Source organism: Mesorhizobium sp. USDA 4132 (assembly GCF_056279545.1).
On the sequence record NZ_JBWCCP010000001.1, the window covers coordinates 917,156 to 941,331 of the forward strand.

Annotated in this window: 20 protein-coding genes; 12 read left to right on the plus strand and 8 right to left on the minus strand. The window is 62.6% G+C overall.

What is annotated here, in order from left to right; all coding sequences use genetic code 11:
• The first annotated feature begins 20 nt into the window (after nt 1–20).
• The 3 genes from prfA (at nt 21) to ACZ9IU_RS04705 (ending at nt 3,155) form a co-directional block, all read left to right on the plus strand.
• The gene (gene prfA, locus ACZ9IU_RS04695) at nt 21–1,103 is read left to right on the plus strand and encodes a peptide chain release factor 1 (RefSeq protein WP_038540260.1); all 1,083 of its coding nucleotides are present in this window, start codon (nt 21–23) and stop codon (nt 1,101–1,103) included.
• Nucleotides 1,100–1,963, plus strand: a complete 864-nt coding sequence (gene prmC / locus ACZ9IU_RS04700; protein ID WP_038540263.1) for a peptide chain release factor N(5)-glutamine methyltransferase — start codon at nt 1,100–1,102, stop codon at nt 1,961–1,963. Before prfA ends, prmC begins: the two co-directional genes overlap by 4 nt.
• A gap of 301 nt (nt 1,964–2,264) precedes the next feature.
• Nucleotides 2,265–3,155 carry a DUF4167 domain-containing protein gene (locus ACZ9IU_RS04705; protein ID WP_038540267.1) on the plus strand — a complete coding sequence of 297 codons (891 nt, stop codon included), beginning with the start codon at nt 2,265–2,267 and terminating at the stop codon, nt 3,153–3,155.
• 82 nt (nt 3,156–3,237) lie between these two features.
• Here the strand turns inward: ACZ9IU_RS04705 and ACZ9IU_RS04710 are convergent, their stop codons facing one another.
• Entirely contained in the window at nt 3,238–4,326 is a 1,089-nt protein-coding gene (locus ACZ9IU_RS04710) for a 3-deoxy-7-phosphoheptulonate synthase (protein WP_244447472.1), read from the minus strand.
• A 384-nt stretch (nt 4,327–4,710) separates the two neighbouring features.
• On the opposite strand from ACZ9IU_RS04710, the gene clpB reads away from it, so the two are divergent.
• A complete protein-coding gene (gene clpB, locus ACZ9IU_RS04715; protein WP_038540270.1) occupies nt 4,711–7,311 on the plus strand; it encodes an ATP-dependent chaperone ClpB in 2,601 nt (866 codons plus the stop codon).
• A 290-nt stretch (nt 7,312–7,601) separates the two neighbouring features.
• On the opposite strand, the gene groL is transcribed toward clpB, so the two are convergent.
• Both groL and groES read right to left on the minus strand, forming a co-directional pair.
• Nucleotides 7,602–9,245, minus strand: coding sequence for a chaperonin GroEL (gene groL, locus ACZ9IU_RS04720; protein WP_038540272.1), 1,644 nt, complete (start codon nt 9,243–9,245; stop codon nt 7,602–7,604).
• 59 nt (nt 9,246–9,304) lie between these two features.
• On the minus strand, nt 9,305–9,601 hold the full coding sequence (groES, locus tag ACZ9IU_RS04725) for a co-chaperone GroES (protein ID WP_007752582.1): 297 nt from the start codon (nt 9,599–9,601) through the stop codon (nt 9,305–9,307).
• A 453-nt stretch (nt 9,602–10,054) separates the two neighbouring features.
• On the opposite strand from groES, the gene ACZ9IU_RS04730 reads away from it, so the two are divergent.
• Together ACZ9IU_RS04730 and ACZ9IU_RS04735 are read left to right on the plus strand one after the other, a co-directional pair.
• On the plus strand, nt 10,055–10,903 hold the full coding sequence (locus ACZ9IU_RS04730; protein WP_038540277.1) for a TIGR01459 family HAD-type hydrolase: 849 nt from the start codon (nt 10,055–10,057) through the stop codon (nt 10,901–10,903).
• A gap of 39 nt (nt 10,904–10,942) precedes the next feature.
• Nucleotides 10,943–11,923: a bifunctional riboflavin kinase/FAD synthetase gene (locus tag ACZ9IU_RS04735; protein WP_038540280.1), complete on the plus strand. Its 981-nt coding sequence runs from the start codon at nt 10,943–10,945 to the stop codon at nt 11,921–11,923.
• 4 nt (nt 11,924–11,927) lie between these two features.
• Here the strand turns inward: ACZ9IU_RS04735 and ACZ9IU_RS04740 are convergent, their stop codons facing one another.
• Nucleotides 11,928–12,386: a type II toxin-antitoxin system VapC family toxin gene (locus ACZ9IU_RS04740; RefSeq protein WP_038540284.1), complete on the minus strand. Its 459-nt coding sequence runs from the start codon at nt 12,384–12,386 to the stop codon at nt 11,928–11,930.
• Nucleotides 12,383–12,655: a type II toxin-antitoxin system Phd/YefM family antitoxin gene (locus tag ACZ9IU_RS04745; RefSeq protein WP_038540287.1), complete on the minus strand. Its 273-nt coding sequence runs from the start codon at nt 12,653–12,655 to the stop codon at nt 12,383–12,385. The genes ACZ9IU_RS04740 and ACZ9IU_RS04745 overlap by 4 nt, the downstream gene beginning before the upstream one ends.
• Nucleotides 12,656–12,935: 280 nt before the next feature.
• On the opposite strand from ACZ9IU_RS04745, the gene ileS reads away from it, so the two are divergent.
• Nucleotides 12,936–15,914, plus strand: coding sequence for an isoleucine--tRNA ligase (gene ileS / locus ACZ9IU_RS04750; protein ID WP_038540290.1), 2,979 nt, complete (start codon nt 12,936–12,938; stop codon nt 15,912–15,914).
• A 134-nt stretch (nt 15,915–16,048) separates the two neighbouring features.
• The gene (locus ACZ9IU_RS04755) at nt 16,049–16,678 is read left to right on the plus strand and encodes a hypothetical protein (protein ID WP_038540292.1); all 630 of its coding nucleotides are present in this window, start codon (nt 16,049–16,051) and stop codon (nt 16,676–16,678) included.
• A gap of 7 nt (nt 16,679–16,685) precedes the next feature.
• On the opposite strand, the gene ACZ9IU_RS04760 is transcribed toward ACZ9IU_RS04755, so the two are convergent.
• Nucleotides 16,686–17,141, minus strand: a complete 456-nt coding sequence (locus ACZ9IU_RS04760; protein WP_038540295.1) for a nucleoside deaminase — start codon at nt 17,139–17,141, stop codon at nt 16,686–16,688.
• A gap of 147 nt (nt 17,142–17,288) precedes the next feature.
• Between ACZ9IU_RS04760 and ACZ9IU_RS04765 the strand changes: the two genes are divergently transcribed.
• Genes ACZ9IU_RS04765 through ACZ9IU_RS04775 form a run of 3 tightly spaced genes read left to right on the plus strand, consistent with a single transcriptional unit; the run spans nt 17,289 to nt 20,961 of the window.
• Complete coding sequence (locus ACZ9IU_RS04765) at nt 17,289–19,502, plus strand: pseudouridine synthase (RefSeq protein ID WP_038540298.1); 2,214 nt, start codon at nt 17,289–17,291, stop codon at nt 19,500–19,502.
• Nucleotides 19,503–19,508: 6 nt separating this feature from the next.
• A complete protein-coding gene (gene rsmD, locus ACZ9IU_RS04770) occupies nt 19,509–20,069 on the plus strand; it encodes a 16S rRNA (guanine(966)-N(2))-methyltransferase RsmD (RefSeq protein ID WP_038540301.1) in 561 nt (186 codons plus the stop codon).
• A 10-nt stretch (nt 20,070–20,079) separates the two neighbouring features.
• On the plus strand, nt 20,080–20,961 hold the full coding sequence (locus ACZ9IU_RS04775) for a patatin-like phospholipase family protein (RefSeq protein WP_038540304.1): 882 nt from the start codon (nt 20,080–20,082) through the stop codon (nt 20,959–20,961).
• 12 nt (nt 20,962–20,973) lie between these two features.
• Here the strand turns inward: ACZ9IU_RS04775 and ACZ9IU_RS04780 are convergent, their stop codons facing one another.
• The gene (locus ACZ9IU_RS04780) at nt 20,974–21,579 is read right to left on the minus strand and encodes an NAD(P)H-dependent oxidoreductase (RefSeq protein ID WP_038540307.1); all 606 of its coding nucleotides are present in this window, start codon (nt 21,577–21,579) and stop codon (nt 20,974–20,976) included.
• A 79-nt stretch (nt 21,580–21,658) separates the two neighbouring features.
• Here ACZ9IU_RS04780 and ACZ9IU_RS04785 point away from each other — a divergent pair, with 79 nt between their 5' ends.
• On the plus strand, nt 21,659–22,279 hold the full coding sequence (locus ACZ9IU_RS04785; protein ID WP_038540309.1) for a TetR/AcrR family transcriptional regulator: 621 nt from the start codon (nt 21,659–21,661) through the stop codon (nt 22,277–22,279).
• Here the strand turns inward: ACZ9IU_RS04785 and ACZ9IU_RS04790 are convergent.
• The gene (locus tag ACZ9IU_RS04790) at nt 22,276–24,087 is read right to left on the minus strand and encodes a monovalent cation:proton antiporter-2 (CPA2) family protein (protein ID WP_038540313.1); all 1,812 of its coding nucleotides are present in this window, start codon (nt 24,085–24,087) and stop codon (nt 22,276–22,278) included. The two genes, ACZ9IU_RS04785 and ACZ9IU_RS04790, sit on opposite strands and share 4 nt — an antisense overlap.
• Nucleotides 24,088–24,176: the final 89 nt, after the last annotated feature.

A 24,176-nucleotide genomic window follows, 5' to 3' on the forward strand; every position in this document is an offset into this window, starting at 1 on the left:
AGAATAAACGGAGTTAGTGGGTGGCGAAGCTTCCTGTCGAAAAGATGCGCGAGCTGGAACGCCGGTTCGGCGAGATCGAGGCGCGCATGTCGGAAGGTCCGGCGGCCGACGTCTATGTGAAGCTGGCGTCCGAATATTCCGAACTGCAGCCGGTGGTGCGCAAGATCCGCGAATACGAGAAGTCGATCGCCGAGGTGGCCGATCTGCGCGCGATGCTGACCGACAAGGGCACCGACCGCGAGATGCACGAGCTTGCGGAAATGGAGCTGCCGGAGGCCGAGGAGCGGCTCGAGACGCTGGAAAAGGACATGCAGGTCCTGCTTCTGCCCAAGGATGCGGCCGACGAGAGGAGTGCCATCCTCGAAATCCGGGCCGGCACCGGCGGTAACGAGGCGGCACTTTTCGCCGGCGACCTGTTCCGCATGTACGAGCGTTATGCCGCCACCAAGGGCTGGAAGGTCGAGGTCCTGTCGGCAAGCGAAGGCGAGGCGGGCGGCTACAAGGAAATCATCGCGACCGTGACCGGACGCGGCGTGTTCTCGAAGCTGAAGTTCGAATCCGGCGTGCACCGGGTGCAGCGCGTACCCGATACGGAAGCGAGCGGCCGCATCCACACCTCGGCCGCGACCGTGGCGGTGATGCCGGAGGCCGAGGAGATCGACATCGAGATCCGGCCGGAGGACATCCGCATCGATACGATGCGCTCGTCGGGCGCCGGCGGCCAGCACGTCAACACGACCGACTCCGCCGTGCGGATCACCCACATGCCGAGCGGCATCGTGGTGACCAGTTCGGAAAAATCGCAACACCAGAACCGCGCCAAGGCGATGCAGGTGCTGCGCACCCGTCTCTACGACATGGAGCGCCAGAAGGCGGACAGTGAACGCTCCGCCGACCGCAAGAGCCAGGTCGGCTCGGGCGACCGCTCCGAGCGCATCCGTACCTACAATTTCCCCCAGGGGCGGGTGACCGACCACCGCATCAACCTGACGCTCTACAAACTCGACCGGATGATGGAAGGCGATATCGACGAAGTGGTCGATGCGCTGATTGCCGACTACCAGGCCGGCCAGCTGGCGCAGCTCGGCGAGCAACACGGATGACGACGCTCGGAGCGGCTGTCGCGGATGCCAGATCGCGGTTTTCGGCGGCGGGCCTGTCGGATGCGGCGATCGAGGCGCGGCTGCTGATCGGCGGTCTGCTCGGCCTTTCGTCGACGGAAGTTTTTAGCGGCGGCGACCGTATCCTGACGGACCAGGAATTGTCCGTCATCGAGAAAGCAGTCGAGCGGCGCTTGAAACGGGAGCCGGTGCACCGCATATTAGGGTTACGTGAATTCCACGGCATGGAGCTCCTGATTTCGAAGGAAACGCTGGAGCCGCGCCCGGACACCGAAATCCTGGTAGATTCGATGCTCGCCCATGTGAGGCAGATTGTCGCAGGAAAGGGTTTGGCACGTATTCTCGATCTTGGAACCGGAACCGGCGCAATCGTTTTGGCACTGCTGAAAGAAAGCCCGCAAGCTCAAGGGATCGGCAGCGATATTTCGGAGGACGCCCTGCAAACGGCGTCGCGGAATGCGGCGCGGCTGGGAATGTCCGAAAGATTTCAAGCGATCCGCAGCGATTGGTTCGACGCAATTTCTGGCCGGTTCGACATAATCGTGTCAAATCCGCCTTATATATGTAGCGATGTTATCCCCGCATTGGACCCGGAAGTCCGGGATTTCGATCCGCTGACAGCGCTAGATGGAGGTCCGGATGGGCTCGAAGCCTATCGCGCGATTGCAGCGAGTGCAGGAGATTTCCTCGAAAAGGACGGCGTTATCGGCGTCGAGATCGGGTTCGATCAAAAGGAAACCGTGACCGCGATTTTCCGCGTCGCCGGCTTTACGCTGGTGGAGGCGCTACGCGACTACGGCGACAATGATCGAGTTCTCGTATTTACCGTGAATCATCCTTGATTTTGCAGGCAAAAGAAAAGGCTTGGATTCCCGGAGGAAGCGGGATAGCTTGCAAATACGCACTGGGACGGCTGGGAATGAACAGCGATTCGTTCGGGTTACAGGGCAACCCTTTGATCCTTCTCTTTTCGAAGAGTTGCGAAGGTTGAACAATTCCCGGTGCGTGAATCAGTTAATTTGACTTTCACAAGCGGCAGGACGCTTTGATCGGCCTGTGCGCGGCACGCGAAGTCTTGTTCGGCTCTGTCCGACAGACCGCGTGGCCCCTTATCAGCGAAGACAGAGAATTGGTGAACGATAGATGAGGCCAGGACAGCAGAACAAACGCGGTCGAGGTCGCGGCAGTAACAACAATAACAATAATGGCGGCGGCGGCGGTGGTGGAAATAACAACTTCAACCGCAAGGGCGGCAATCCTCTCAGCCGTACCTACGATAGCTCCGGCCCGGACGTGAAGATCCGCGGGACCGCCCAGCATATCGCCGAAAAATATAGCCAGCTCGGCCGCGACGCCCAAAGTTCAGGTGATCGTGTGATTGCGGAGAACTATCTCCAGCACGCCGAACACTATAACCGCATCATTGCCGCCGCACAGGCGCAGATGCAGGATCGGTTCCAGCACGACAATCGCGGTGAGTATCAGGATCGGGACGGCAACGTTCAGGATCAGGACGACATGGACAATAGCGACGGCGAGGACAATGGTTACTCGCAGCAGCCGTCCATGGACGAAGCGCCGCAGCCGCACGTCCAGCAACAGCAGCCGCGCCGGGAGCAGCGTGAACAGCGCGAGCCCCGTGAACAACGCGAACCTCGCGACCAACAGCGCGAACCTCGCGACCAGCGGGAACCCCGCGAACAGCGTGACCAGCAGCGCGAACGGCCCCGCCGCGAGAACCGTCAGGAACAGGCAGCTGCCGCAACGCCGGTCCCGGCCGCGGTCGCAGCACCTCAGCCGGTTGCTCCGGTCATGGATGGTTCCGGCCCGCAGCCGGTAATCGAAGGCACGCCTGCCGAAGTGGCGGTCGAGGAAGAGGCACAGGCAGAAGCCACGCCGCGCCGTCGTCGCGCTGCCGGCAGCCGTCCGCGTCGTCCGCGTCGTGGCGAAGGCGCCGGTGAAGAGGGTGGTTCCGAAGGCGAAGCCTCGGGCGACGGCTCTCAGCCGGCCCTGGCGGATGCTGCTTCGGAATAAGCCTCACGGGCTGGAATAACGAAATCAAGAAGGCCGCTCGGGAAACCGGGCGGCCTTTTTCCGTGAGCAAAGCCCTTCTGCTTCAGGCGCGGGCCTGGCGCCGATCGCGGGCGGAGCGGGCAAGGTCTTCGAGCACAGAGACGGACGTTTCCCAGTCGATGCAGCCGTCGGTGATGCTCTGGCCGTAGACGAGAGGTCTGCCGGGTACGAGGTCCTGGCGGCCGCCGACGATATTGCTCTCGATCATCATGCCCTTGATGGCCATGTTGCCGGCAGCGATCTGCGTCGCGACGTTTTTGACGACCAGTGGCTGGTTCATCGGATCCTTGCCGCTATTGGCATGGCTGGCATCGATGAGGATGCGCGGCTCCAAGCCGCGTTTCGCCGCGTCCCTGGAAGCGGCCTCGACATCGGCCGCCTCATAATTCGGCAGCTTGCCGCCGCGCAGGATGACGTGGCAATCCTCGTTGCCGGTCGTCGTGGCGATCGCAGCCCGGCCGTCCTTGGTCACCGCCGGAAAATGGTGCGTCTGCGATGCGGCCAGTATGGCATCGAGCGCGACGGCGACGCCGCCATCGGTGCCGTTCTTGAAGCCGATCGGGCAGGACAGACCGGATGCCAGCTGGCGATGTACCTGGCTTTCGGTCGTCCGCGCGCCGATCGCGCCCCAGCTGACGAGGTCGGCGATATATTGCGGGGTGATCGTATCGAGGAATTCGCAGCCGGCCGGAAGGCCCGTCGCATTGATGTCCAGAAGAAGCTGTCGGGCGATCCTCAAGCCCTCTTCGATGCGGTAGCTGCCGTCGAGATGCGGATCGTTCATCAGGCCCTTCCAGCCGACGGTGGTGCGCGGTTTTTCGAAATAGACGCGCATGATGATTTCGAGATCACCGCTGAAACGCCGTCGCTGTTCTTCCAGCCGGGCCGCATAGTCCCGCGCGGCAACCGGGTCGTGGATGGAGCAGGGGCCGATGACCACGATCAGCCGGTCGTCCTCGCCATGCAGGATGTGGTGGACGGTGTCGCGCGTCCGGGTCACGGTCTCGGTAACCGCCTCGTTGCGCGGGATTTCCGCGATAATGTCGGCGGGTATGGTCAGCGGGGTGATCTCGACGATGCGGCGATCGTCGATCGTATCTATCGAGGCATCTGCAGGTTTGGCATTCGGCACGGGTATGGCTCCTGTTTGGCGCTACCGTGCGGAATTGAAAAAGCCGCCAGGTAGACTAGCGGCTTGAGGGAATGTCGTTGCGTCGAAATCAGCTACGCACGGACCCGCATCCGCTGGGGAAAGCGGTAGCTATAAAATCGCGAGGCGTAGGCGGACGTGAAAGACATGCGGCTTCTCTATTCGCTCGATTGTGGATTGTCACGCGGAAAATTCGTGACGTTTCCGCTCGCGGATTTTGACGTTCTGAACACTTTAAACACGAGAATCCGCTTACCATATCTCCAGCAACGCCGAGACTTCGGCAGGGCTCGCCTTTGAGGGAGCTCAATCTCAATCATCGGTCCGTGCCTTATAATGGGCGGGTCGATCACTGGAGGTACCGTAATGAACATTGAAAAATACTCCGAGCGCGTCCGCGGTTTCCTGCAGTCGGCTCAGACTCAGGCTTTGGCCTCGGGTCACCAGCAATTCACGCCTGAACATGTGCTGAAGGTGCTGCTCGACGACGACCAGGGCATGGCGTCCTCGCTCATCGACCGCGCCGGCGGCAGTTCCAAGGAAGCGCGCATCGCCAATGACGCCGCGCTCGCGAAACTTCCCAAGGTTTCCGGCGGCAATGGCGAAATCTATCTCTCCCAGCCGCTCGCCAAGGTTTTCTCGACCGCGGAAGAGGCGGCCAAGAAGGCCGGCGACAGTTTCGTCACCGTCGAACGCCTGCTTCTGGCGCTTGTCATCGAGACCTCGGCTTCGACCTCTGCGACCTTGAAAAAGGCCGGCGTGACCGCGCAGGGGCTCAACCAGGTCATCAACGACATCCGCAAGGGCCGCACCGCCGATGGCGCCAATGCCGAGGCCGGTTTCGAAGCGCTGAAGAAATATGCGCGGGACCTGACGGCGGAAGCCCGCGACGGCAGGCTTGATCCGGTGATCGGCCGCGACGACGAAATCCGCCGCACGATCCAGGTCCTCTCCCGCCGCACCAAGAACAATCCGGTCCTGATAGGTGAGCCCGGCGTCGGCAAGACGGCGATCGCCGAAGGCCTGGCACTGCGTATCATCAACGGCGACGTGCCGGAAAGCCTGAAAGACAAGAAGCTGATGGCGCTCGACATGGGTGCCCTGATCGCTGGCGCAAAATACCGCGGCGAGTTCGAGGAGAGGCTGAAGAGCGTCTTGAACGAGGTGCAGTCTGAAAACGGCGAGATCATCCTGTTCATCGACGAGATGCACACGCTGGTGGGTGCAGGCAAGTCCGACGGCGCGATGGATGCCTCCAACCTCCTGAAGCCGGCGCTTGCCCGCGGCGAACTGCATTGCGTCGGCGCCACCACGCTCGACGAATACCGCAAGCATGTGGAAAAGGACCCGGCGCTTGCCCGTCGTTTCCAGCCGGTCATGGTCGAGGAGCCGACGGTCGAGGACACGATCTCGATCCTGCGCGGGCTGAAGGAAAAATACGAACAGCACCACAAGGTCCGCATTTCGGATTCGGCCCTGGTTGCGGCTGCGACGCTTTCCAACCGCTACATCACCGACCGGTTCCTGCCCGACAAGGCGATCGACCTGATGGACGAAGCCGCATCGCGGCTGCGCATGCAGGTGGATTCCAAGCCCGAGGAACTCGACGAACTCGACCGCCGCATCATGCAGCTGAAGATCGAGCGCGAAGCCTTGAAGAAGGAAACCGACAGCGCCTCGGCCGACCGGCTGCAGCGTCTCGAAGGCGAAGTGACCTCGCTCGAAGAACAGGCGGATGCGCTGACGGCCCGCTGGCAGGCAGAAAAGCAGAAGCTCGGCCTTGCCGCTGACCTGAAGCGGCAGCTCGACGAAGCCCGCAACGAACTGGCGACCGCCCAGCGCAAGGGCGAGTTCCAGCGTGCCGGCGAACTGACCTATGGCGTGATCCCGGAACTGGAAAAGCGCCTCGTGGACGCCGAAGCCCAGGATACTTCGACCAATGCCATGGTGCAGGAAGTCGTGAACCCGGATGCGATCGCCCATGTGGTGTCGCGCTGGACCGGCATTCCGGTCGACAAGATGCTGGAAGGCGAGCGCGACAAGCTGCTGCGCATGGAAGACGAACTGGCGAAATCCGTCATCGGCCAGGGTGATGCGGTCCAGGCTGTCTCGCGTGCGGTTCGCCGTTCGCGTGCCGGGCTGCAGGATCCGAACCGGCCGATCGGCTCGTTCATCTTCCTTGGCCCGACCGGTGTCGGCAAGACGGAGCTGACGAAGTCGCTGGCCCGCTTCCTGTTCGACGACGAGTCCGCGATGGTTCGCCTCGACATGTCGGAATACATGGAGAAGCATTCGGTCGCACGGCTGATCGGTGCACCTCCGGGTTATGTCGGTTATGAGGAAGGCGGCGCGCTGACCGAGGCGGTGCGGCGCAAACCCTACCAGATCGTGCTGTTCGACGAGATCGAGAAGGCGCATCCGGACGTGTTCAACGTTCTCCTGCAGGTGCTCGACGACGGTCGCCTGACGGACGGGCAGGGCCGCACGGTCGACTTCAAGAACACGATGATCATCATGACCTCCAATCTCGGAGCGGAATACCTGACCGCTCTTCGCGAGGGCGAGGATTCCGAAAGCGTGCGCGAACAGGTGATGGACGTCGTGAAAGCCTCGTTCCGGCCTGAATTTTTGAACCGCGTCGATGAGATCATCCTGTTCCATCGCCTGAAGCGCAACGAGATGGGCGCGATCGTCGATATCCAGATGAAGCGGCTGCTGTCGCTTCTGGCGGAGCGCAAGATCAGCATCGATCTCGGTTCGGACGCCCGCGAATGGCTGGCCGACAAGGGCTACGATCCGGTCTATGGCGCGCGTCCGCTGAAGCGGGTGATCCAGAAGTTCATGCAGGATCCGCTCGCCGAACAGATTCTCGGCGGCCAGATTCCGGACGGCTCGGCCGTTGCGGTCAGCGCTGGTTCCGACCGGTTGCTCTTCCGCGTCAAGCGGGCGGTCAGCGAAGCCGCATAACCTGCCAAAACGGCGGCTCCGCAAGCCCAGCGTGAGGCGTCGAACAGCTCAGTCAAAGAATGGCCGCACCGGAAACAGTGCGGCCATTTTCATTGGGGGACGGTTTGGAACGGGTCGGGGCCAGGTCTGTTTCGCGAAGTGCGCTCGCGGAGCCTCAAACAGAAAGGGCCCCGGTCAAACCGGAGCCCTTAATCGTTTTCAACTAGGCTGCTTCTTGCCGCCGGTTCAGCACGCTTGACGCGCTGAACCACGTGAGGTGAGAGGCGGCTTCGGCGATAGGCTTGCGCCTATCACATCATGTCCATGCCGCCCATGCCGCCCATGCCGCCAGGCATGCCGCCGCCAGCCGATTCCTTCTTCGGAAGTTCGGCAATCATGGCTTCGGTGGTGATCAGCAGCGAAGCAACCGAAGCTGCGTTCTGCAGAGCCGTGCGAACGACCTTGAGCGGATCGACGATGCCCATGGTGATCATGTCGCCATATTCAGACGTCTGGGCGTTGTAGCCGTAGTTGTCTTCGTTCTTTTCGAGGATCTTGCCGACCACGATCGAAGCTTCGTCACCAGCGTTTTCAGCGATCTGGCGAACCAGCGACTGAAGAGCGCGGCGAACGATATTGATGCCGGCTTCCTGGTCGTCGTTTGCACCCTTTGCGGTGATCTTGACGGAGGAACGCAGCAGGGCAACGCCGCCGCCCGGTACGATGCCTTCCTGAACGGCAGCGCGCGTCGCGTTGAGAGCGTCGTCGATGCGGTCCTTCTTTTCCTTGACTTCGACTTCCGTCGAGCCGCCGACGCGGATCACGGCAACGCCGCCAGCCAGCTTGGCCAGACGTTCCTGCAGCTTTTCGCGGTCGTAGTCCGAGGTGGTTTCTTCGATCTGAGCCTTGATCTGACCAACGCGGCCTTCGATGTCGGCCTTGGAGCCGGCGCCGTCGACGATCGTGGTGTTTTCCTTGGAGATCGAGACCTTCTTGGTACGGCCGAGCATGTCGAGCGTGACATTTTCGAGCTTGATGCCGAGGTCTTCGGAGATGACAGTGCCGCCCGTCAGGATGGCGATGTCTTCGAGCATGGCCTTGCGGCGATCACCGAAGCCCGGAGCCTTGACGGCAGCGATCTTGAGACCACCGCGCAGCTTGTTGACGACGAGCGTTGCAAGAGCTTCGCCTTCGACGTCTTCAGCGATGATCAGCAGCGGCTTGCCAGTCTGAACGACAGCTTCGAGAACCGGGAGCATCGCCTGCAGGTTCGAGAGCTTCTTCTCGTGGAGGAGAATGAAAGCGTCGTCGAGATCGGCAACCATCTTTTCCGGGTTGGTGACGAAGTAGGGCGACAGGTAGCCGCGGTCGAACTGCATGCCTTCGACGACTTCGAGTTCGGTTTCGGCAGTCTTGGCTTCTTCGACGGTGATCACACCCTCGTTGCCGACCTTCTGCATGGCTTCAGCAATGTCGAGACCGACCTGCTTGTCGCCGTTTGCGGAGATCGTGCCGACCTGTGCGACTTCTTCCGAGGTCGAGATCTTCTTGGCCTTGGCCTGGAGATCCTTGACGACGTCAGCAACGGCGAGGTCGATGCCGCGCTTCAGATCCATCGGGTTCATGCCGGCTGCAACGGCCTTGTTGCCTTCGCGAACGATCGCCTGGGCAAGAACGGTAGCAGTCGTGGTGCCGTCGCCGGCGATGTCGTTGGTCTTCGAAGCAACTTCGCGGACCATCTGAGCGCCCATGTTCTCGAACTTGTCGTCAAGTTCGATTTCCTTGGCGACCGATACGCCGTCCTTGGTGATGCGCGGTGCGCCGAAGGACTTGTCGATGATGACGTTGCGGCCCTTCGGGCCGAGCGTTACCTTGACTGCGTCAGCGAGAATGTCGACGCCGCGCAGCATCTTTTCGCGCGCGGTGCGGCCGAACTTGATTTCTTTGGCTGCCATTTTGATAACTCCTGAAAAGGGGTGTCAGCGATTTAGAATGAAGAGTAACCGGCCTGAAATCAGCCGATGATGCCCATGATGTCGGATTCCTTCATGATCAGAAGGTCTTCGCCATCGAGCTTGACTTCGGTGCCCGACCACTTGCCGAACAGGACGCGATCGCCAGCCTTGACGTCGAGAGCAGTGATGTTGCCCTTGTCGTCGCGGGTGCCGGTGCCGACGGCGACGATTTCGCCTTCCTGCGGCTTTTCCTTGGCGGTATCAGGAATGATGATGCCGCCCTTGGTCTTGGCTTCGGATTCGACGCGACGAACAACGACGCGGTCATGAAGGGGGCGGAAATTGGTGCTTGCCATTGTCTAATCCCTCGATCAAATGACATGGACGGGTGGAAACCCGTATCTCGGTGCTGTTAGCACTCCCGTTTGGAGAGTGCCAGCCGCGTCGAGATAAGGGTGCCCGGCGGATGAGTCAAGAACGGCCGTAAAATTTTCGAGACGGCTCGGAACTTCATACGAAATACGCTTAACGATACGGATGCTGGCTGAACGCCTGTTGTCTCGCGGAACTGCCGACCGTCTGCGGTCACATCGGGGTCTCTCGTTTCGGCCACCCCTTCGGGCAGGTCGGCATGTTGCACGGGACTTTGGTGGAAGAATGGCGCCGACGCGGCGGCGATCCGGGCACCGGTGCGAAGAGTTATCCTCGCTGACGTCGGCGATATCGCCGCGGTTTTTCTCCCGATTATCTCTTGTAATCCTCAACCGGGTTTGTCATGTGACCCGGGACTTGCGAGATGGGAATATTACATGGCAAAGCGCATCGGCAATCTGAGCGAAGTGATCGGCGACTACGACGTTGTCCTCTCGGACGTCTGGGGTGTGGTTCACAACGGTGTCGAGGCTTTCCAGCATTCCTGCAAGGCGCTCGCCGCAGCCCGCGAAGCCGGCGCCACCGTCGTGCTGATCACCAATTCGCCGCGCACGGCACCCGGCGTCATCGAGCAGATGCGCGCGCTCGGCGTGCCAGACGGCACCTATGACCGGATCGTCACGTCGGGCGACGTCACCCAGCACCTGATCGTCGACGGTCCGAAAAAGGTTTTTCTGATCGGTCCCGAACGCGACCTCAACCTGTTCGACGGGCTCGGCGTCGAGGTGGTCCCGGCCGACGAAGCCGAATGCATCGTCTGCACCGGCTTTTTCGACGACGAGAAGGAAGTACCGGAAGACTATACCGACATGCTGATGGCGTTTGCCAAGCGCGACGTGCCTTTCATCTGCGCCAACCCGGATCTCGTCGTCGAGCGCGGCCATAAGATCATCCCCTGCGCCGGCGCGGTCGCGGCCTATTACGAAGAGTTCGGCGGCAAGACCCGCGTCGCCGGCAAGCCTCACCGTCCGATCTACGAGGCGACCATCGAAGCCGCCCGAGAAGTGCGCGGCGATTTCCCGATGAACCGGGTGCTGGCGATCGGCGACGGCATGCCGACCGACGTGCGCGGCGCGCTCGCATACGGCCTCGACCTGCTTTATATCAGCGCGGGCATCCATGTTTCGGAATATACCGTCAACGGCCAGACCGACGAAGCGATCCTCAACGCCTGGCTGAAGCGGGAAAATGCCGCGCCGAAATACTGGATGCCGCGCCTCGCATAGCCCCCTGGGCCTGAATTGGGCCTGAACCGGAATCCGCGCATGACTGTCTTCCACCGCAACGAGAAGAAGGAACCGCTGCCCGAGGAGTTGAAGGGCGGCGTCATCGCCATCGGCAATTTCGACGGCGTGCATCGCGGCCATCGCAGCGTATTGGAGCGCGCGCTGGCACTTGCCGAACAGCGCGGCGTGCCAGCCCTGGTGCTGACCTTCGAGCCGCATCCGCGCACCGTTTTCCGCCCGGAAGAGCCGGTCTTCCGCCTGACCCCGGCGCCGCTCAAGGCCCGCCTGCTCGAGGCCATGGGTTTCCGTTCGGTGATCGAATATCCCTTCACCCGCGAGTTCGCGACCCGCTCGGCAGAAGAGTTCATCCAGACCATTCTCGTGGATTGGCTGGCAGCCAGCGCCGTCGTCACCGGCTTCGACTTTCATTTCGGCAAGGACAGGAAAGGTGGTCCGGCCTTCCTGATGGCATCGGGCGCCAAGCACGGTTTCAACGTGCAGCTGGTCGATGCCTTCCGTGACGAGAATGCCGAGGTGATCTCGTCCAGCCGCATCCGCGACCTGCTAGCGGAAGGCGATGTCTCCGCCGCGGCCGGCCTGCTCGGGTATCGCTACACGCTTGAGGCGGAAGTGATCGGCGGTGAAAAGCTTGGCCGCCAGCTCGGTTTCCCGACCGCCAACATGCAGCTGCCGCCGGAGGCCGTACTCAAGGCCGGCATCTACGCCGTCCGCTTCCGCCGCCCCGACGGCACGCTTTTCGACGGCGTCGCCAGCTACGGCCGCCGCCCGACGGTGACCGAAAACGGTGCGCCCCTGCTCGAGACCTACCTTTTCGATTTCTCCGGCAGCCTTTACGGCGAAACCTGTTCCGTCTCCTTCTTCGGCCACCTGCGCGACGAACTGAAGTTCGACGGGCTGGATGCCCTGGTCGCCCAGATCAAGCGGGATGAGGAAGAGGCGCGGGGGTTGCTTTCCGGCGTGAGGCCGCTTGGCGAAGTGGACGCCAAGATCGCGTTTTGAGGCGTTAGCGGCGGCTCAGCGGAAACCGCTCGGGGTCGTCCTGCCAAGGATCGAAGATTGCAGCACCCGACGCGCGGGTGTCTTTCACGTTGCGGGTGGCGAGATAGAGATTGTGCTCGATCGCCGTCGCGGCAAACAGCGTGTCGATCACCGGCGGCGCATGGCTGGTCGCCTGCTTCACTCTTCCGGATATAGCACCCCATCGCCTGACGATCGCGTCGCTGAGGGAAAGGGTCCGGCCGGCAAACCTGTCTTCGAGCGCATCACGGGCTGCGGCATAACGATAGCGGTTTTCGTCATCAGGCGGCAGGTTTTCGATGCCCTTGTCATATTCCGCCAACGTCAGGATGCTGATGAGGAAACGGTTTTCATCTTGACCGGCGGCCCACCGTTTGACGGAAGGAGCTCCGTTCGGATTGATCAGCGCGGCGACGACATTGGTATCCAGCAGCCAGCCGATCACAGCTCGATATCCCGACCGCGATCCGCTTCCCGTTCCAGCTCTAGCGTGTCCAGCCCCAGGCCTTCCATGAATTCCACGAAGGATTTCTCAGGTTCGGCTCTGGTCAGCTTCTCCAGCTCCTCTGTGCTGATCACGACGACGCTGTCGCGGCCCCGCACGGTCACGCGCTGGGGGCCTTCGCTATGCGCGCGCCTCACCACTTCGCTGAAGCGTGCCTTGGCATCCTCCAGTTTCCAGCTATTGTCGTGAGCGGTGGGCTTGCCCGGCATGAAAACCTCCAACTGGTCAGATAGTCAGATATAGTCTCCGCGCGTTTGAAAGTCTAGGACGACATCTTGGTTTTGCCCCTTCCTTTCCGGCGCAAAAACCCTTAAGAACCGCCACCATGAAAAAATTCCGGCTGGCCCAGATCATTCGAATTATAGGCCCGGCCTTCCGCGCGCTGTAAGAGCGGCCGGAGGGTCCGGGTTTTTGGCGCTTCATGAGCGCCTTCCGCCAGTGAATTTTCATCGAGATGCGCCCCGTCGCGGCGCCAGGACGATTGCTTCCATGACCGATACCGCCGAAAAGCTCGACTATTCGAAAACCCTCTATCTGCCCGAAACCGATTTCCCGATGCGCGCCGGCCTGCCGCAGAAGGAACCGGAACTGGTTGCCCGCTGGCAGCAGATGGACCTCTACAAGCAGCTGCGCGCCTCCGCCGCGGGCCGGACAAAATTCGTGCTGCATGACGGCCCGCCCTATGCCAACGGCAATATCCATATCGGCCACGCGCTGAACAAGATCCTGAAGGACGTCATCACCCGCTCGTTCCAGATGCGCGGATATGACTCGAACTACGTTCCGGGCTGGGATTGCCACGGCCTGCCGATCGAATGGAAGATCGAGGAAGCTTACCGCGCCAAGGGCAAGAACAAGGACGAGGTTCCGATCAACGAATTCCGCCAGGAATGCCGCGAATTCGCCGCCGGCTGGATCAAGGTCCAGGGGGAAGAATTCAAGCGCCTCGGCATCGTCGGCGATTTCGAAAACCCGTACCTGACGATGAATTTCCACGCCGAGAGCCGCATCGCCGGCGAACTGCTGAAGATCGCCAAGAGCGGCCAGCTTTATCGCGGCTCGAAGCCGATCATGTGGTCGGTCGTCGAGCGCACCGCGCTGGCCGAAGCTGAGGTCGAGTACCACGATTACGAGAGCGACACGATCTGGGTGAAGTTTCCGGTCGTGAGAAGGCACGGTACCACGGGACTGCATGGAGTTGATCCAGCAGTAGGTTCCGGACATATCGCGGCTACGGCAATCGAATTTGCAAAGCAGTTTGATGAATTGCTAGGCGCCCACGTGGTCATCTGGACCACCACGCCCTGGACCATCCCCGGCAACCGGGCGATCTCCTATTCGCCAAAGATCTCCTATGGCCTCTACGAGGTGACCGAAGCCGCCAACGATTTCGGCCCGCGCCCCGGCGAAAAGCTGATCTTTGCTGACAAGCTGGCGGAAGAGAGCTTCGCCAAGGCCAAGCTCCAGTTCAAGCGCCTGCGCGATATCTCCGCCGATGAGCTTGGCGCCATCGTTGCTGCCCATCCCTTCAAGGGCCTCGGCGGCGGTTACGACTTTGCCGTCCCGCTCCTCGCCGGCGATCACGTTACTGATGATGCCGGCACCGGTTTCGTCCATACCGCCCCCGGCCACGGCCGCGAGGACTTTGACGCCTGGACATCCGTTGCCCGCGAACTCGAAGCCCGCGGCATCTCGTCGAAGATCCCCTTCACGGTCGACGACGGCGGTTTCTACACCGCCGACGCCCCCGGTTTCGAGGGCGCCCGCGTCATGGACGACAACGGCAAGAAGGGCGATGCCAACGACCGCGTCATCAAGGCGCTGATCGAGCGCAACGCGCTGTTCGCCCGCGGCCGGATGAAGCATCAGTATCCGCATTCCTGGCGGTCGAAGAAGCCGATCATCTTCCGCAATACGCCGCAGTGGTTCGTCTACATGGACAAGGATCTTGCCGACGGCACCACGCTACGCTCACGCGCGCTGAAGGCGATCGACGACACCCGTTTTGTGCCATCAGCCGGCCAGAACCGCCTGCGCGCCATGATCGAACAGCGCCCGGACTGGGTACTTTCGCGTCAGCGCGCCTGGGGCGTCCCGATCTGCGTCTTTGTCGACGAGCAGGGCGAAATCCTCCAGGACGAAGCCGTCAACCAGCGCATCCTCGAAGCCTTCGATCTCGAAGGTGCCGACGCCTGGTTCGCCGAAGGTGCTCGCGAGCGCTTCCTCGGCTCCCGCGCCAACGAAGGCTGGACCCAGGTCAGGGATATCCTCGATGTCTGGTTCGACTCGGGCTCGACGCACACGTTCACGCTGGAAGACCGACCGGACCTGAAGTGGCCGGCCGACGTCTATCTGGAAGGATCGGACCAGCATCGCGGCTGGTTCCATTCCTCGCTTCTGGAATCCGCCGCCACCCGCGGCCGCGCACCTTATGACACGGTCGTCACCCATGGCTTCACCATGGATGAGAAGGGCCAGAAGATGTCGAAGTCGCTCGGCAATGTCGTGGCCCCGCAGGACGTCATGAAGGATGCCGGCGCCGATATCCTGCGCCTCTGGGTGATGACGACGGACTATTGGGAAGACCAGCGCCTCGGCAAGACGATCATCCAGACCAATGTCGACGCGTATCGCAAGCTGCGCAACACGATCCGCTGGATGCTCGGCACGCTCGCCCATGACGAGGGCGAGGAGATCGCCTATGCCGATCTGCCGGAACTCGAAAAGCTGATGCTGCATCGCCTCGCCGAACTCGATAAGCTCGTGCGCGAAGGTTATGACGCTTTCGAGTTCAAGAAGATCGCCCGTGCGCTGATCGACTTTTCCAATATCGAACTGTCGGCCTTCTACTTCGACATCCGCAAGGATGCGCTTTATTGCGACGCCCCGTCGTCGCTGCGCCGCCGTGCGGCTCTCGCCGTCATCCGCAAGATCTTCGACTGCACGGTGACCTGGCTTGCGCCCATGCTGCCGTTCACCACCGAAGAATCGTGGCTGTCGCGCAACCCGAGCGCCGTCTCGATCCATCTCGAGCAATTCCCGACGGTTCCGGCCGAGTGGAAGAACGAAGCGGTCGCCGAAACGTGGGCGCGGATCCGCAAGGTGCGCTCGGTTGTCACAGGCGCACTCGAAATCGAACGCAAGGACAAGCGGATCGGCTCTTCGCTGGAGGCCGCACCGGTCGTTTATGTCAACGATCCGGAGCTGATGAAGGCCTTGGAGGGCCAGGACTTCGAAGAGACCTGCATCACGTCGGGCATCGCGATTGTTGCAGGCGAGGGGCCGGAGAGCGCCTTCCGCCTGCCGGAAGTGCAGGGCGTCGCGGTCGATCCGAAACTTGCCGAAGGCACCAAGTGCGCACGCTCGTGGCGGGTGACGACCGATGTCGGCTCCGATCCTGCCTATCCGGATGTATCGGCGCGCGACGCTGTCGCATTGCGCGAACTCGCTGCACTTGGCCGGCTTTGACGGCTTGAAATCACCGGATGATTGCGCTTTGGGCAATCATCCGGTAAAACCGCCTGAAATTGGCCGGATTTTCCGGCCATCAGGCGTTTGATTGTGTCTGAGGCGTCAGGACGGGCGCCGCTGGAAGGGTTTTGATGAAAGCGACATATGCGTTTCGTGTCGGCATGGGCTTGGCCGGTATCCTCGCCTCGACATTGACCCTTTCGGGCTGCATCGGCGGCCCGACCTACGGCACTGACAAGACCGCCATGGAACAGCTGACCGACGATCTCGGTCAGTCCGTCTCGCTGGGTGGCAAGAATACCGAAGCGAAAGCCGGCCTGAAATACAACCCGCGTCCTTCGCTGGTTGTCGCCAAGGGACAGGAGCAGGCACTGCCGGCGCCGCAGCAGTCGCTGGCGAACCGCGAGAGCAACCCCAATTGGGTCGAATCTCCGGAAGAAACCCGCAAGCGTCTGCGTGCCGAGGCGGCGGCGCACGAGAATGATCCCAACTATCGCTCACCACTGTTGGCGGGCAATGGCCAGGCCGGCCAGATGACCGAGACGGAAAAGTGGGAAGCCTTCCGCAAGGCCAAGGAAAACGCCGAGACCGTCAGCGTCACCGGACGCCGCCGTTCGCTTGCCGAGCCGCCGGCGGAATTCCGCTCGGCGGACGCAGCAGCACTGTCGGATGTCGGCGAGCCCGAAAGCCAGAAGGAAAAGCGCCGCAAGGCGCAAGCGGCGGACGCCAAGAAGTCCAGCGATTGGTGGAAGCTCTTCTAAGCCCGCTTTAGCTCTCTCTTTTCGATCTGAAGAAGCCGGTGAGCAGGATCGCTGCCTCGCTTTCGCCGAGGCCGGAATAGACCTCCGGCGCGTGATGGCAGGTCGGCTGGGCGAAGAAGCGCACGCCGTTGTCCACCGCTCCGCCTTTCGGGTCTTCCGCGCCGTAATAGAGCCGCCGGATGCGCGCAAACGAGATCGCCGCCGCGCACATGGTGCAGGGTTCGAGCGTCACGTAGAGGTCGGCACCTGATAGCCGCTCCTGTCCAAGGGCGGCCGCGGCATCCCGGATGACGGCGATTTCGGCATGGGCGGTAACGTCGTTTTCGGCGCGGGTCCGGTTTCCGGAGCGGGCGACGATGACGCCGTCGATGACCAGAACGGCGCCGATCGGAACCTCGCCGCGGGCGGCCGCGTCTTTGGCTTCCGCAAGGGCAGCATTCATGAACCCATCGGTATTAGGCATTTCGGCGATTTCCTCTTAACCCGGATCGCGCGAACTGGTAGGAAGCATCCAACTGGACGCCCGGCTGCGGGCACGAATCCATCTCAGTCAACACGAACAAGAATGTCCGGATCGCTCCGTAGACATCACGCTTCAGGCAAACAACAAATGAATTCCAAAGACAAGCCGAAGCGCGGCGAAGGCAAGACTTTCGTTCGCGAAACCAAACCGAGAGCTGCTCCGAAGGCCGGCGCTGGCGGCAAGGCGGGTTTCTCCGCCAAGGAAGGCCTCGGCCCCAGGAAGAGTTCCGCGGCCAAGAGCGGCGCTGAAAAGGCGGCAAAGCCCGTCCGCAAGCTGCCGCCGGCACCGGAAACCATGGAGGCCGAGGGCAAGCCCGAGCGCATCTCCAAGATCCTCGCCCGTGTCGGCGTCGCGTCGCGCCGCGATATCGAGCGGATGATCATGGAAGGTCGCGTCAGCCTGAACGGCAAGGTTCTCGATACGCCGGTCGTCAACGTGACGCTCGCCGACAGAATAGAAGTGGATGGCATGCCGATCCGCGGCATCGAGCGCACCCGCCTCTGGCTTTACCACAAGCCTGCCGGCCTGGTGACCACCAATTCCGATCCGGAAGGCCGCGCGACCGTCTTCGACAACCTGCCCGAAGGCCTGCCGCGGGTGCTCTCCATCGGCCGCCTCGACATCAATACCGAAGGCCTGCTGCTGCTGACCAACGATGGCGGCCTGTCACGCGTGCTGGAACTGCCGACCACCGGCTGGCTGCGCCGCTACCGCGTGCGTGCCCATGGCGAGATCAAGCAGGAGGAGTTGGACAAGCTGAAGGAGGGCATCGCCGTCGAAGGCGTGCTCTACGGCTCGATCGACGCAACGCTCGACCGCAGCCAGGGCAGCAATGTCTGGATCACCATGGGCCTTCGCGAAGGCAAGAACCGCGAGATCAAGAACGTGCTCGGCGCGCTCGGCCTCGAAGTCAACCGCCTGATCCGCATTTCCTACGGACCTTTCCAGCTCGGAGACCTGCCGGAAGGCGAGGTGGTGGAAGTGCGCGGCCGCATGCTGCGCGACCAGCTTGGGCCCCGCCTGATCGAGGAATCGAAGGCGAATTTCGACGCGCCGATCTATACCGAGACCGCCGGCGACGACGAAGAGAAACCCGTCCGCGCCGAACGTTCGGAATGGACTGCAAGGCCCGAGAGGACGGAACGTCCGCGCGCCGGCAAGCCGGAGGACCGGCGCGAAAAGGCGCTCGGCCGCCCCGACACCCAGCGCGACGACCGCAAGTTTGCCGACAAGCCGCGTGGTGCCAAGCCGTTTGGCAATCGCACTGAAGACGAGGACGACCGTCCGAAGAAGCGTCCGCCGATGGGCACCAGCCGCACCGCCAATGTCTGGATGGCGCCGGGTGCCCGCCCGACCACCGAAAGCAAGACGCGCAAATCCTCCGCCCGTGCCGAGGCCGAGCAGCTTTTCAAGAAGCCCACGCCGCAGAACGACCGGCCGGTCATCGTCAATCGCGCTGAAGAAGACCACGACTGGATCCGCGCCGACGGGCCTGACAAGCCGGAAAAGGCCGATTTCGGCCGCAAGAAGTCCTTTGGCGATCGGCCGGATCGTGGCGAGCGTTCTTTCGGTGACAAGCCGAGGGGCGAACGTTCCTTCGGCGACAAACCCCGTGGCGACCGCAAACCGCGCGAAGGCGGCGACCGTCCGCGCACCAAATCCTTCTCGGGCGACGCCCGCTCGGAACGTCCCCGCGGCGAGCGGGCCTTTGGTGACCGCCCGCCCCGCGGCGACCGCCCGTTCGGCGACAAGCCGAGAGGCGACCGCCCGTTTTCTGACCGCAAGCCACGCGCAGATGGTGATCGCCCTGCACGCTCCTTTGGCGAAGGCCGCTCCGAGCGCCCGCGCGGCGATCGTCCTTCCGGTGACCGTCCGCCCCGTGGTGACCGCTCGTTCAGCGACAAGCCGAGGGGCGAACGCTCTTTCGGTGACAAGCCCAGAGGCGAACGTTCGTTCGGCGACCGCAAGCCGCGCGAGGATGGAGAGCGTCCCGCACGGTCCTTCTCCGCAGGCGAGGGCCGCTCCGAGCGTCCGCGCAGCGACCGGCCGTTCTCGGATCGGCCTCCGCGCGGAGATCGTCCCGCAGGTGATCGTCCCGCCGGTGACCGGCCGCGTGGTGGAAAGCCAGGCGGCAAGCCATTCGGCGCAAAGCCGGGCGGCGGCAAGAGCTTTGGCGGAAAACCTTCCGGCGGTCGCGGAAAACCGGCGGGTGCTGGTGGCAAGCCCGTGGGCAAGCCTGGTGGCCGGCCCGCGTCGGGCGGACGCCCGGCCGGCGGCAAGCCGCGCACGCCGAGAGGGTAACGCGCAGTGCGGATCGTCGGTGGTGAATTTCGCGGCCGGTCTCTGGCCACGCCCAAAACGAGCGATATCCGGCCGACCATCGACCGGACGCGCGAAAGCCTGTTCAACATCATCGGCCACGTCTATCCGCAGGCGCTGGACGGCGGCCGGGTGATCGACCTCTTCGCAGGTACCGGCGCCGTCGGGCTGGAGGCACTGTCGCGCGGCTGCAAGAGTGCGCTCTTCGTCGAGAACGGTGTCGAGGGCAGGGGTCTGTTGTGGGAGAATATCGACAGCCTCGGCCTGCACGGCCGGGCGCGCATCCTGCGCCGTGATGCCACCAAGCTCGGCACGGCCAACAATATCGAGCCGTTTCATTTCCTGTTCGCCGACCCGCCCTATGGCCAGGGCCTCGGCGAAGGCGCCATGCTTTCGGCCCATGTGGGCGGCTGGCTCGCACCCGGAGCCCTTGCCATTCTGGAGGAGCGGGCCGACATCAATCCTGCCGTCGATGCCGCGTTCAAGCTCCTGGAGAGCCGCACATTCGGTGATACCCGCATGGATTTTTTCCGCTACCAGCCGACCTGAGGTCAGAGGAATGAATACGAGGCTTGCAGTTCCCGATCTCGAAGCCGTTGGAGCCAAGGGTGGCCTGACGTTTGCCATCGCTCTCGGCGGCGGCGGGGCGCGGGGCATCTCGCATATCCAGGTCATCGAGGCGCTCGACGAACTCGGCATACGGCCGGTGGCGATTTCCGGCTCGTCGATCGGCGCGATCATCGGCGCCGGCATGGCGTCGGGCATGACCGGCCGCGAAATCCGCCAATACGCGCTGGAAACGGTCGGCCACCGCGGCACCCTTTTGAACAAGCTCTGGGGTCTCGGCCCGGCGACCATGCGCGACAAGCTCGGCGGTTTCCGTTTCGGCCAGTTCAATCTCGAACTGATCCTCGATGCCTTCCTGCCGCCGCAGGTGCCGGAGGATTTCGCCGATCTCGAAATCCCGATGAAGATCTCCGCCACGGACTATTACGGTCAGGCCGAGGTGATCCTCGAACAGGGCGAACTGCGTACCGCGATCGCCGCCTCGGCCGCCATTCCGGGTCTGTTCATGCCGGTCCGGGTCAACGGCCGGGTGATGATCGATGGTGGCGTCTTCAATCCCGTCCCCTATGAACAGCTTATGGACGTCGCCGACGTGGTGATCGGCGTCGATGTGGTCGGTGCGCCGGAAGGTGACGGCACCCATGCGCCCAGTCGCATCGACAGCCTGTTCGGCGCCAGCCAGCTGACGATGCAGGCAAGCATCGCGCTCAAGCTGAAGCTCAATCCGCCGCACATCTTCCTTCGGCCGTCGGTCAACCGTTTCCGGGTGCTGGATTTCCTGAAGGCCCGCGACATCCTCGACGAATCCGAACACGTCAAGGACGAGCTGAAGCGCGCCATCGACGCGCTTCATGCGGCAGCTGCCGAAGCCTGACGTTTGAGCCGGTTATGCGGCCTCGGTTTTCCGCGGCGCGCTGAAAACATTGCGGCCGATCCTGCGGGCGATCTCCGATGGGAAATCGGGTCTATCCAGCTCTTCTTCCAAGAGAAGCTCGGATGCCATGACCGGCGCGCCGCAATAATCGAATATCCCGTGATCGATCTGCGTTCTCATCGCGCCGAAATAACCGTGCCGCGCATAAGTCCGCATGTCGGCGCCGCCGATCGCGACCAGATGGATGGGAAGGTGGCGAAGTTTCTTCACCACTTTGGCGCCTTGTCCGTCGTCATAGGCCCAGCCGTTTGCGAAGACGCGATCGATCCATCCTTTCATGAGCCCCGGCATCGACCACCAGTAGACGGGATAGACGAGCACCAGCGCATCGGCACGATCGATCCTCGCCTGTTCGGCCACGACATCCGCCGATGGTGGTGCCTCCCTGCGATGAGCGGCGAGATCCGCCTGCGTAAATCTCGGATCGAAGCCCTCCGCCGCAAGGTCGGCAATCTCGAAAGAACCGCCGGACATGGTGACGCCCTCGGCCAGATGGGCGGCGACGTTATGGGTGAGCGATCCGGGTTCGGGATGCGAAACGACGATCAGCGCGTGCATGGCGATAACTCCTGCTGGCAGATTGAAACTGACGGGCAATGGCTATATACTTTTAGTAAGTTACTTTTGGTATATAGCGATGTCAAGCAGTGAAATGAAAGAGCCGGTACGTCTCCGGCAGCGCCTCTCGCGGCAGGGAAGGCGCCAGCAGCTGATGGAGGTTGCGTGGCGCATCGTCCGGGAAGAAGGCACCGATGCCCTGACGCTTCCCCGGCTGGCGCAGCAGGCGGGCGTCGCAAAGCCCGTCGTCTACGATCATTTCAGCACCCGGCCCGCTCTCCTGGCGGCACTTTACGAGGATTTCGACAGCCGCCAGACGGCCATCATGGACGCGGCCCTGCAGTCGAGCGGGCCGACGCTCGCCGACCGGGCCGCGGTCATCGCCTCCTCCTATGTGGATTGTGTTCTGTTGCAGGGCCGGGAGATACCGGGCGTCATCGCCGCCCTGGCGAGCTCCCCCGAGCTTGAACGGATCAAGCGCGACTACGAGGCTATTTTCATGGAAAAATGCCGGCTTGCGCTTCTCCCGTTCGCGGAAGCCCGCCACATAGCGCTGCCCGGTCTTTGGGCCATGCTCGGTGCAGCCGAAGCGCTGTCCAACGCCGCCGCGAGCGGGGACATCACGGCGACAGAGGCCAAGGACGAGCTTTCCGAGACGATCGTCGCAATGGTCGCAAGAGCAAGCGCCCGCCGGCCCTAACCATTCTCCGCCGTCGCCGGCTCCGGGCTCAGTTCGTCGTCGACCACCATCGACCGCTTCGGCTTGATCAGCGGCTCCGGCCGGACCGGGCTGTTGAACAGCATTTCGCGGCCGGCGCCGAGCCCCTGGACGGCCTGGATCTGCAACCTTTCCTCGTCGCGCTGACGGATATCGTCGCCGATCTCTTCGGCGTCGATTTCGCCCATGCCGAGCGCTTCCAGCGTCTTTCTTCCGAACAGCAGGCCGGATTCCAATGTCTCGCGCAGCTCGTATTCGACGTTCCGGTCCCGCAGCGACAGGGAATGGATGCGGTCGTAAGAGCGCACATAGAGGCGCACGTCGGGGAATTCCGAACGGATCAGATCGACGATCTGGTCGGTCGTCTCGCGTTTCTGGGTGGTGACCGCAACGATCTTCGCCTTTTCGATGCCGGATGCGATCAGAACGTCCCGGCGCGTTCCGTCGCCGAAATAGATGCGGAAACCGAAGGAGGCGGCCTGGCGGATACGGTCGGCGGAGTCGTCGATGACGGTCACCTCGCGGCCGCCGGCCAGCAGGATCTGCGCGGCGATCTGGCCGAAACGCGAAAACCCGATCATCAGCACGTCCGCCCCGGCACCGTCGAAATCCTCCTCCAGTTCCTCGCGGCTCTCGCCATTGAGAAGACGCTTGGAAAGTGCCGCACCGAACGGCGTGAGCGCCATCGACAGCGTCACGCCGGCAATCAGCAGCGAGGCGGTGGCCGACGAGAACAGGCCGCTGGCGGTAGCGGTGGTGAACAGCACGAAGCCGAATTCGCCGCCCTGCGGCAGCAGGAAGGCGATCCGCACCGCATCGTTGTGCGGCGAACCCCACAGCCGGGAGAGCCCGTAGACGATCAGCGCCTTGAGCGCCATGAAGATCGGCACCGCCGGCAGGATGAAGAAGATGTTGTCGAGGATGACGTGCACTTCCAGCGACAGGCCGACAGCCATGAAGAACAGCGCCAGAAGCAGGCCGCGGAACGGTTCGATATCCGCCTCCAGCTCATGCCGGTAGGAGGATTCGGCCAGCATCACGCCGGACAAGAAGGCGCCCATGGCCATCGACAGGCCGACCGCCTGCATCGCCGCCGCCGACCCCAGCACCACCAGCAGAGCTGCGGCGATCATCACCTCGCGCGCACCGGTGCGGGCGATGATCTGGAACATCGGTGTCAGGAGATAGCGGCCGGCAATCACCATGGCGCCCACGGCTCCGACCGCGATTGCGAAATCCAGAAGTGGCGACGCTTCCGTCTCCGTGGTCCCTGGCGCCAGGATGGTGATCAGCGCCAGCAGCGGCACGATGGCGAGATCCTGAAACAGCAGTACCGAAAACGACCGCTGGCCGTGCCGGCTGTTCATCTCGCCGTCGTCGTTGAGGATCTGCAGGGCAAACGCCGTCGATGACAATGCAAGGCCGAAGCCGACGATCAAGCTGCCGCGCCAGTCCGCCATGTTGCTGAGATAGGCCAGCCCGGTGAGCGCGAGCCCCGAGATTGCCACCTGTGCCGGACCAAGGCCGAACACGTCGCCGCGCATCTGCCAGAGACGCGAAGGTTTCAGTTCGAGCCCGATGATGAACAGCAGGAACACGACGCCGAATTCGGCGAAATGCAGCACTTCTTCCGTTTCGATGATCTGCTGCATGATTGGTCCGATGACCACGCCGGCGGCGAGATAACCGAGCACCGTGCCGAGCCCCAGCTTTCTGAACACCGGGGCGGCGATCACCGCGCCGGCAAGCAGGAGAAGCATTTGGGAAAATAGCGAGCCGGGAGCGGTCATGCGGGATACTTTCAGTCTAAGGTGGGATATCAAGAATCGGCGAGCCGCCCTTGATGCTTCTGACAGTGCACAATAAATGGGACGAGAAT

What these genes read in the sequence shown, in the direction of transcription:
- ACZ9IU_RS04745 (WP_038540287.1), bottom strand. Translation starts at nt 12,655, where the DNA reads ATGCCGGGCAAGCCCACCGCTCACGACAATAGCTGGAAACTGGAGGAT.
- ACZ9IU_RS04780 (WP_038540307.1), bottom strand. Translation starts at nt 21,579, where the DNA reads ATGCACGCGCTGATCGTCGTTTCGCATCCCGAACCCGGATCGCTCACC.
- ACZ9IU_RS04705 (WP_038540267.1), top strand. Translation starts at nt 2,265, where the DNA reads ATGAGGCCAGGACAGCAGAACAAACGCGGTCGAGGTCGCGGCAGTAAC.
- ACZ9IU_RS04755 (WP_038540292.1), top strand. Translation starts at nt 16,049, where the DNA reads ATGAAAGCGACATATGCGTTTCGTGTCGGCATGGGCTTGGCCGGTATC.
- groL (WP_038540272.1), bottom strand. Translation starts at nt 9,245, where the DNA reads ATGGCAGCCAAAGAAATCAAGTTCGGCCGCACCGCGCGCGAAAAGATG.
- ACZ9IU_RS04785 (WP_038540309.1), top strand. Translation starts at nt 21,659, where the DNA reads ATGTCAAGCAGTGAAATGAAAGAGCCGGTACGTCTCCGGCAGCGCCTC.
- clpB (WP_038540270.1), top strand. Translation starts at nt 4,711, where the DNA reads ATGAACATTGAAAAATACTCCGAGCGCGTCCGCGGTTTCCTGCAGTCG.
- prmC (WP_038540263.1), top strand. Translation starts at nt 1,100, where the DNA reads ATGACGACGCTCGGAGCGGCTGTCGCGGATGCCAGATCGCGGTTTTCG.
- ACZ9IU_RS04735 (WP_038540280.1), top strand. Translation starts at nt 10,943, where the DNA reads ATGACTGTCTTCCACCGCAACGAGAAGAAGGAACCGCTGCCCGAGGAG.
- ACZ9IU_RS04775 (WP_038540304.1), top strand. Translation starts at nt 20,080, where the DNA reads ATGAATACGAGGCTTGCAGTTCCCGATCTCGAAGCCGTTGGAGCCAAG.
- ACZ9IU_RS04730 (WP_038540277.1), top strand. Translation starts at nt 10,055, where the DNA reads ATGGCAAAGCGCATCGGCAATCTGAGCGAAGTGATCGGCGACTACGAC.
- ACZ9IU_RS04790 (WP_038540313.1), bottom strand. Translation starts at nt 24,087, where the DNA reads ATGACCGCTCCCGGCTCGCTATTTTCCCAAATGCTTCTCCTGCTTGCC.
- groES (WP_007752582.1), bottom strand. Translation starts at nt 9,601, where the DNA reads ATGGCAAGCACCAATTTCCGCCCCCTTCATGACCGCGTCGTTGTTCGT.
- ileS (WP_038540290.1), top strand. Translation starts at nt 12,936, where the DNA reads ATGACCGATACCGCCGAAAAGCTCGACTATTCGAAAACCCTCTATCTG.
- ACZ9IU_RS04765 (WP_038540298.1), top strand. Translation starts at nt 17,289, where the DNA reads ATGAATTCCAAAGACAAGCCGAAGCGCGGCGAAGGCAAGACTTTCGTT.
- ACZ9IU_RS04760 (WP_038540295.1), bottom strand. Translation starts at nt 17,141, where the DNA reads ATGCCTAATACCGATGGGTTCATGAATGCTGCCCTTGCGGAAGCCAAA.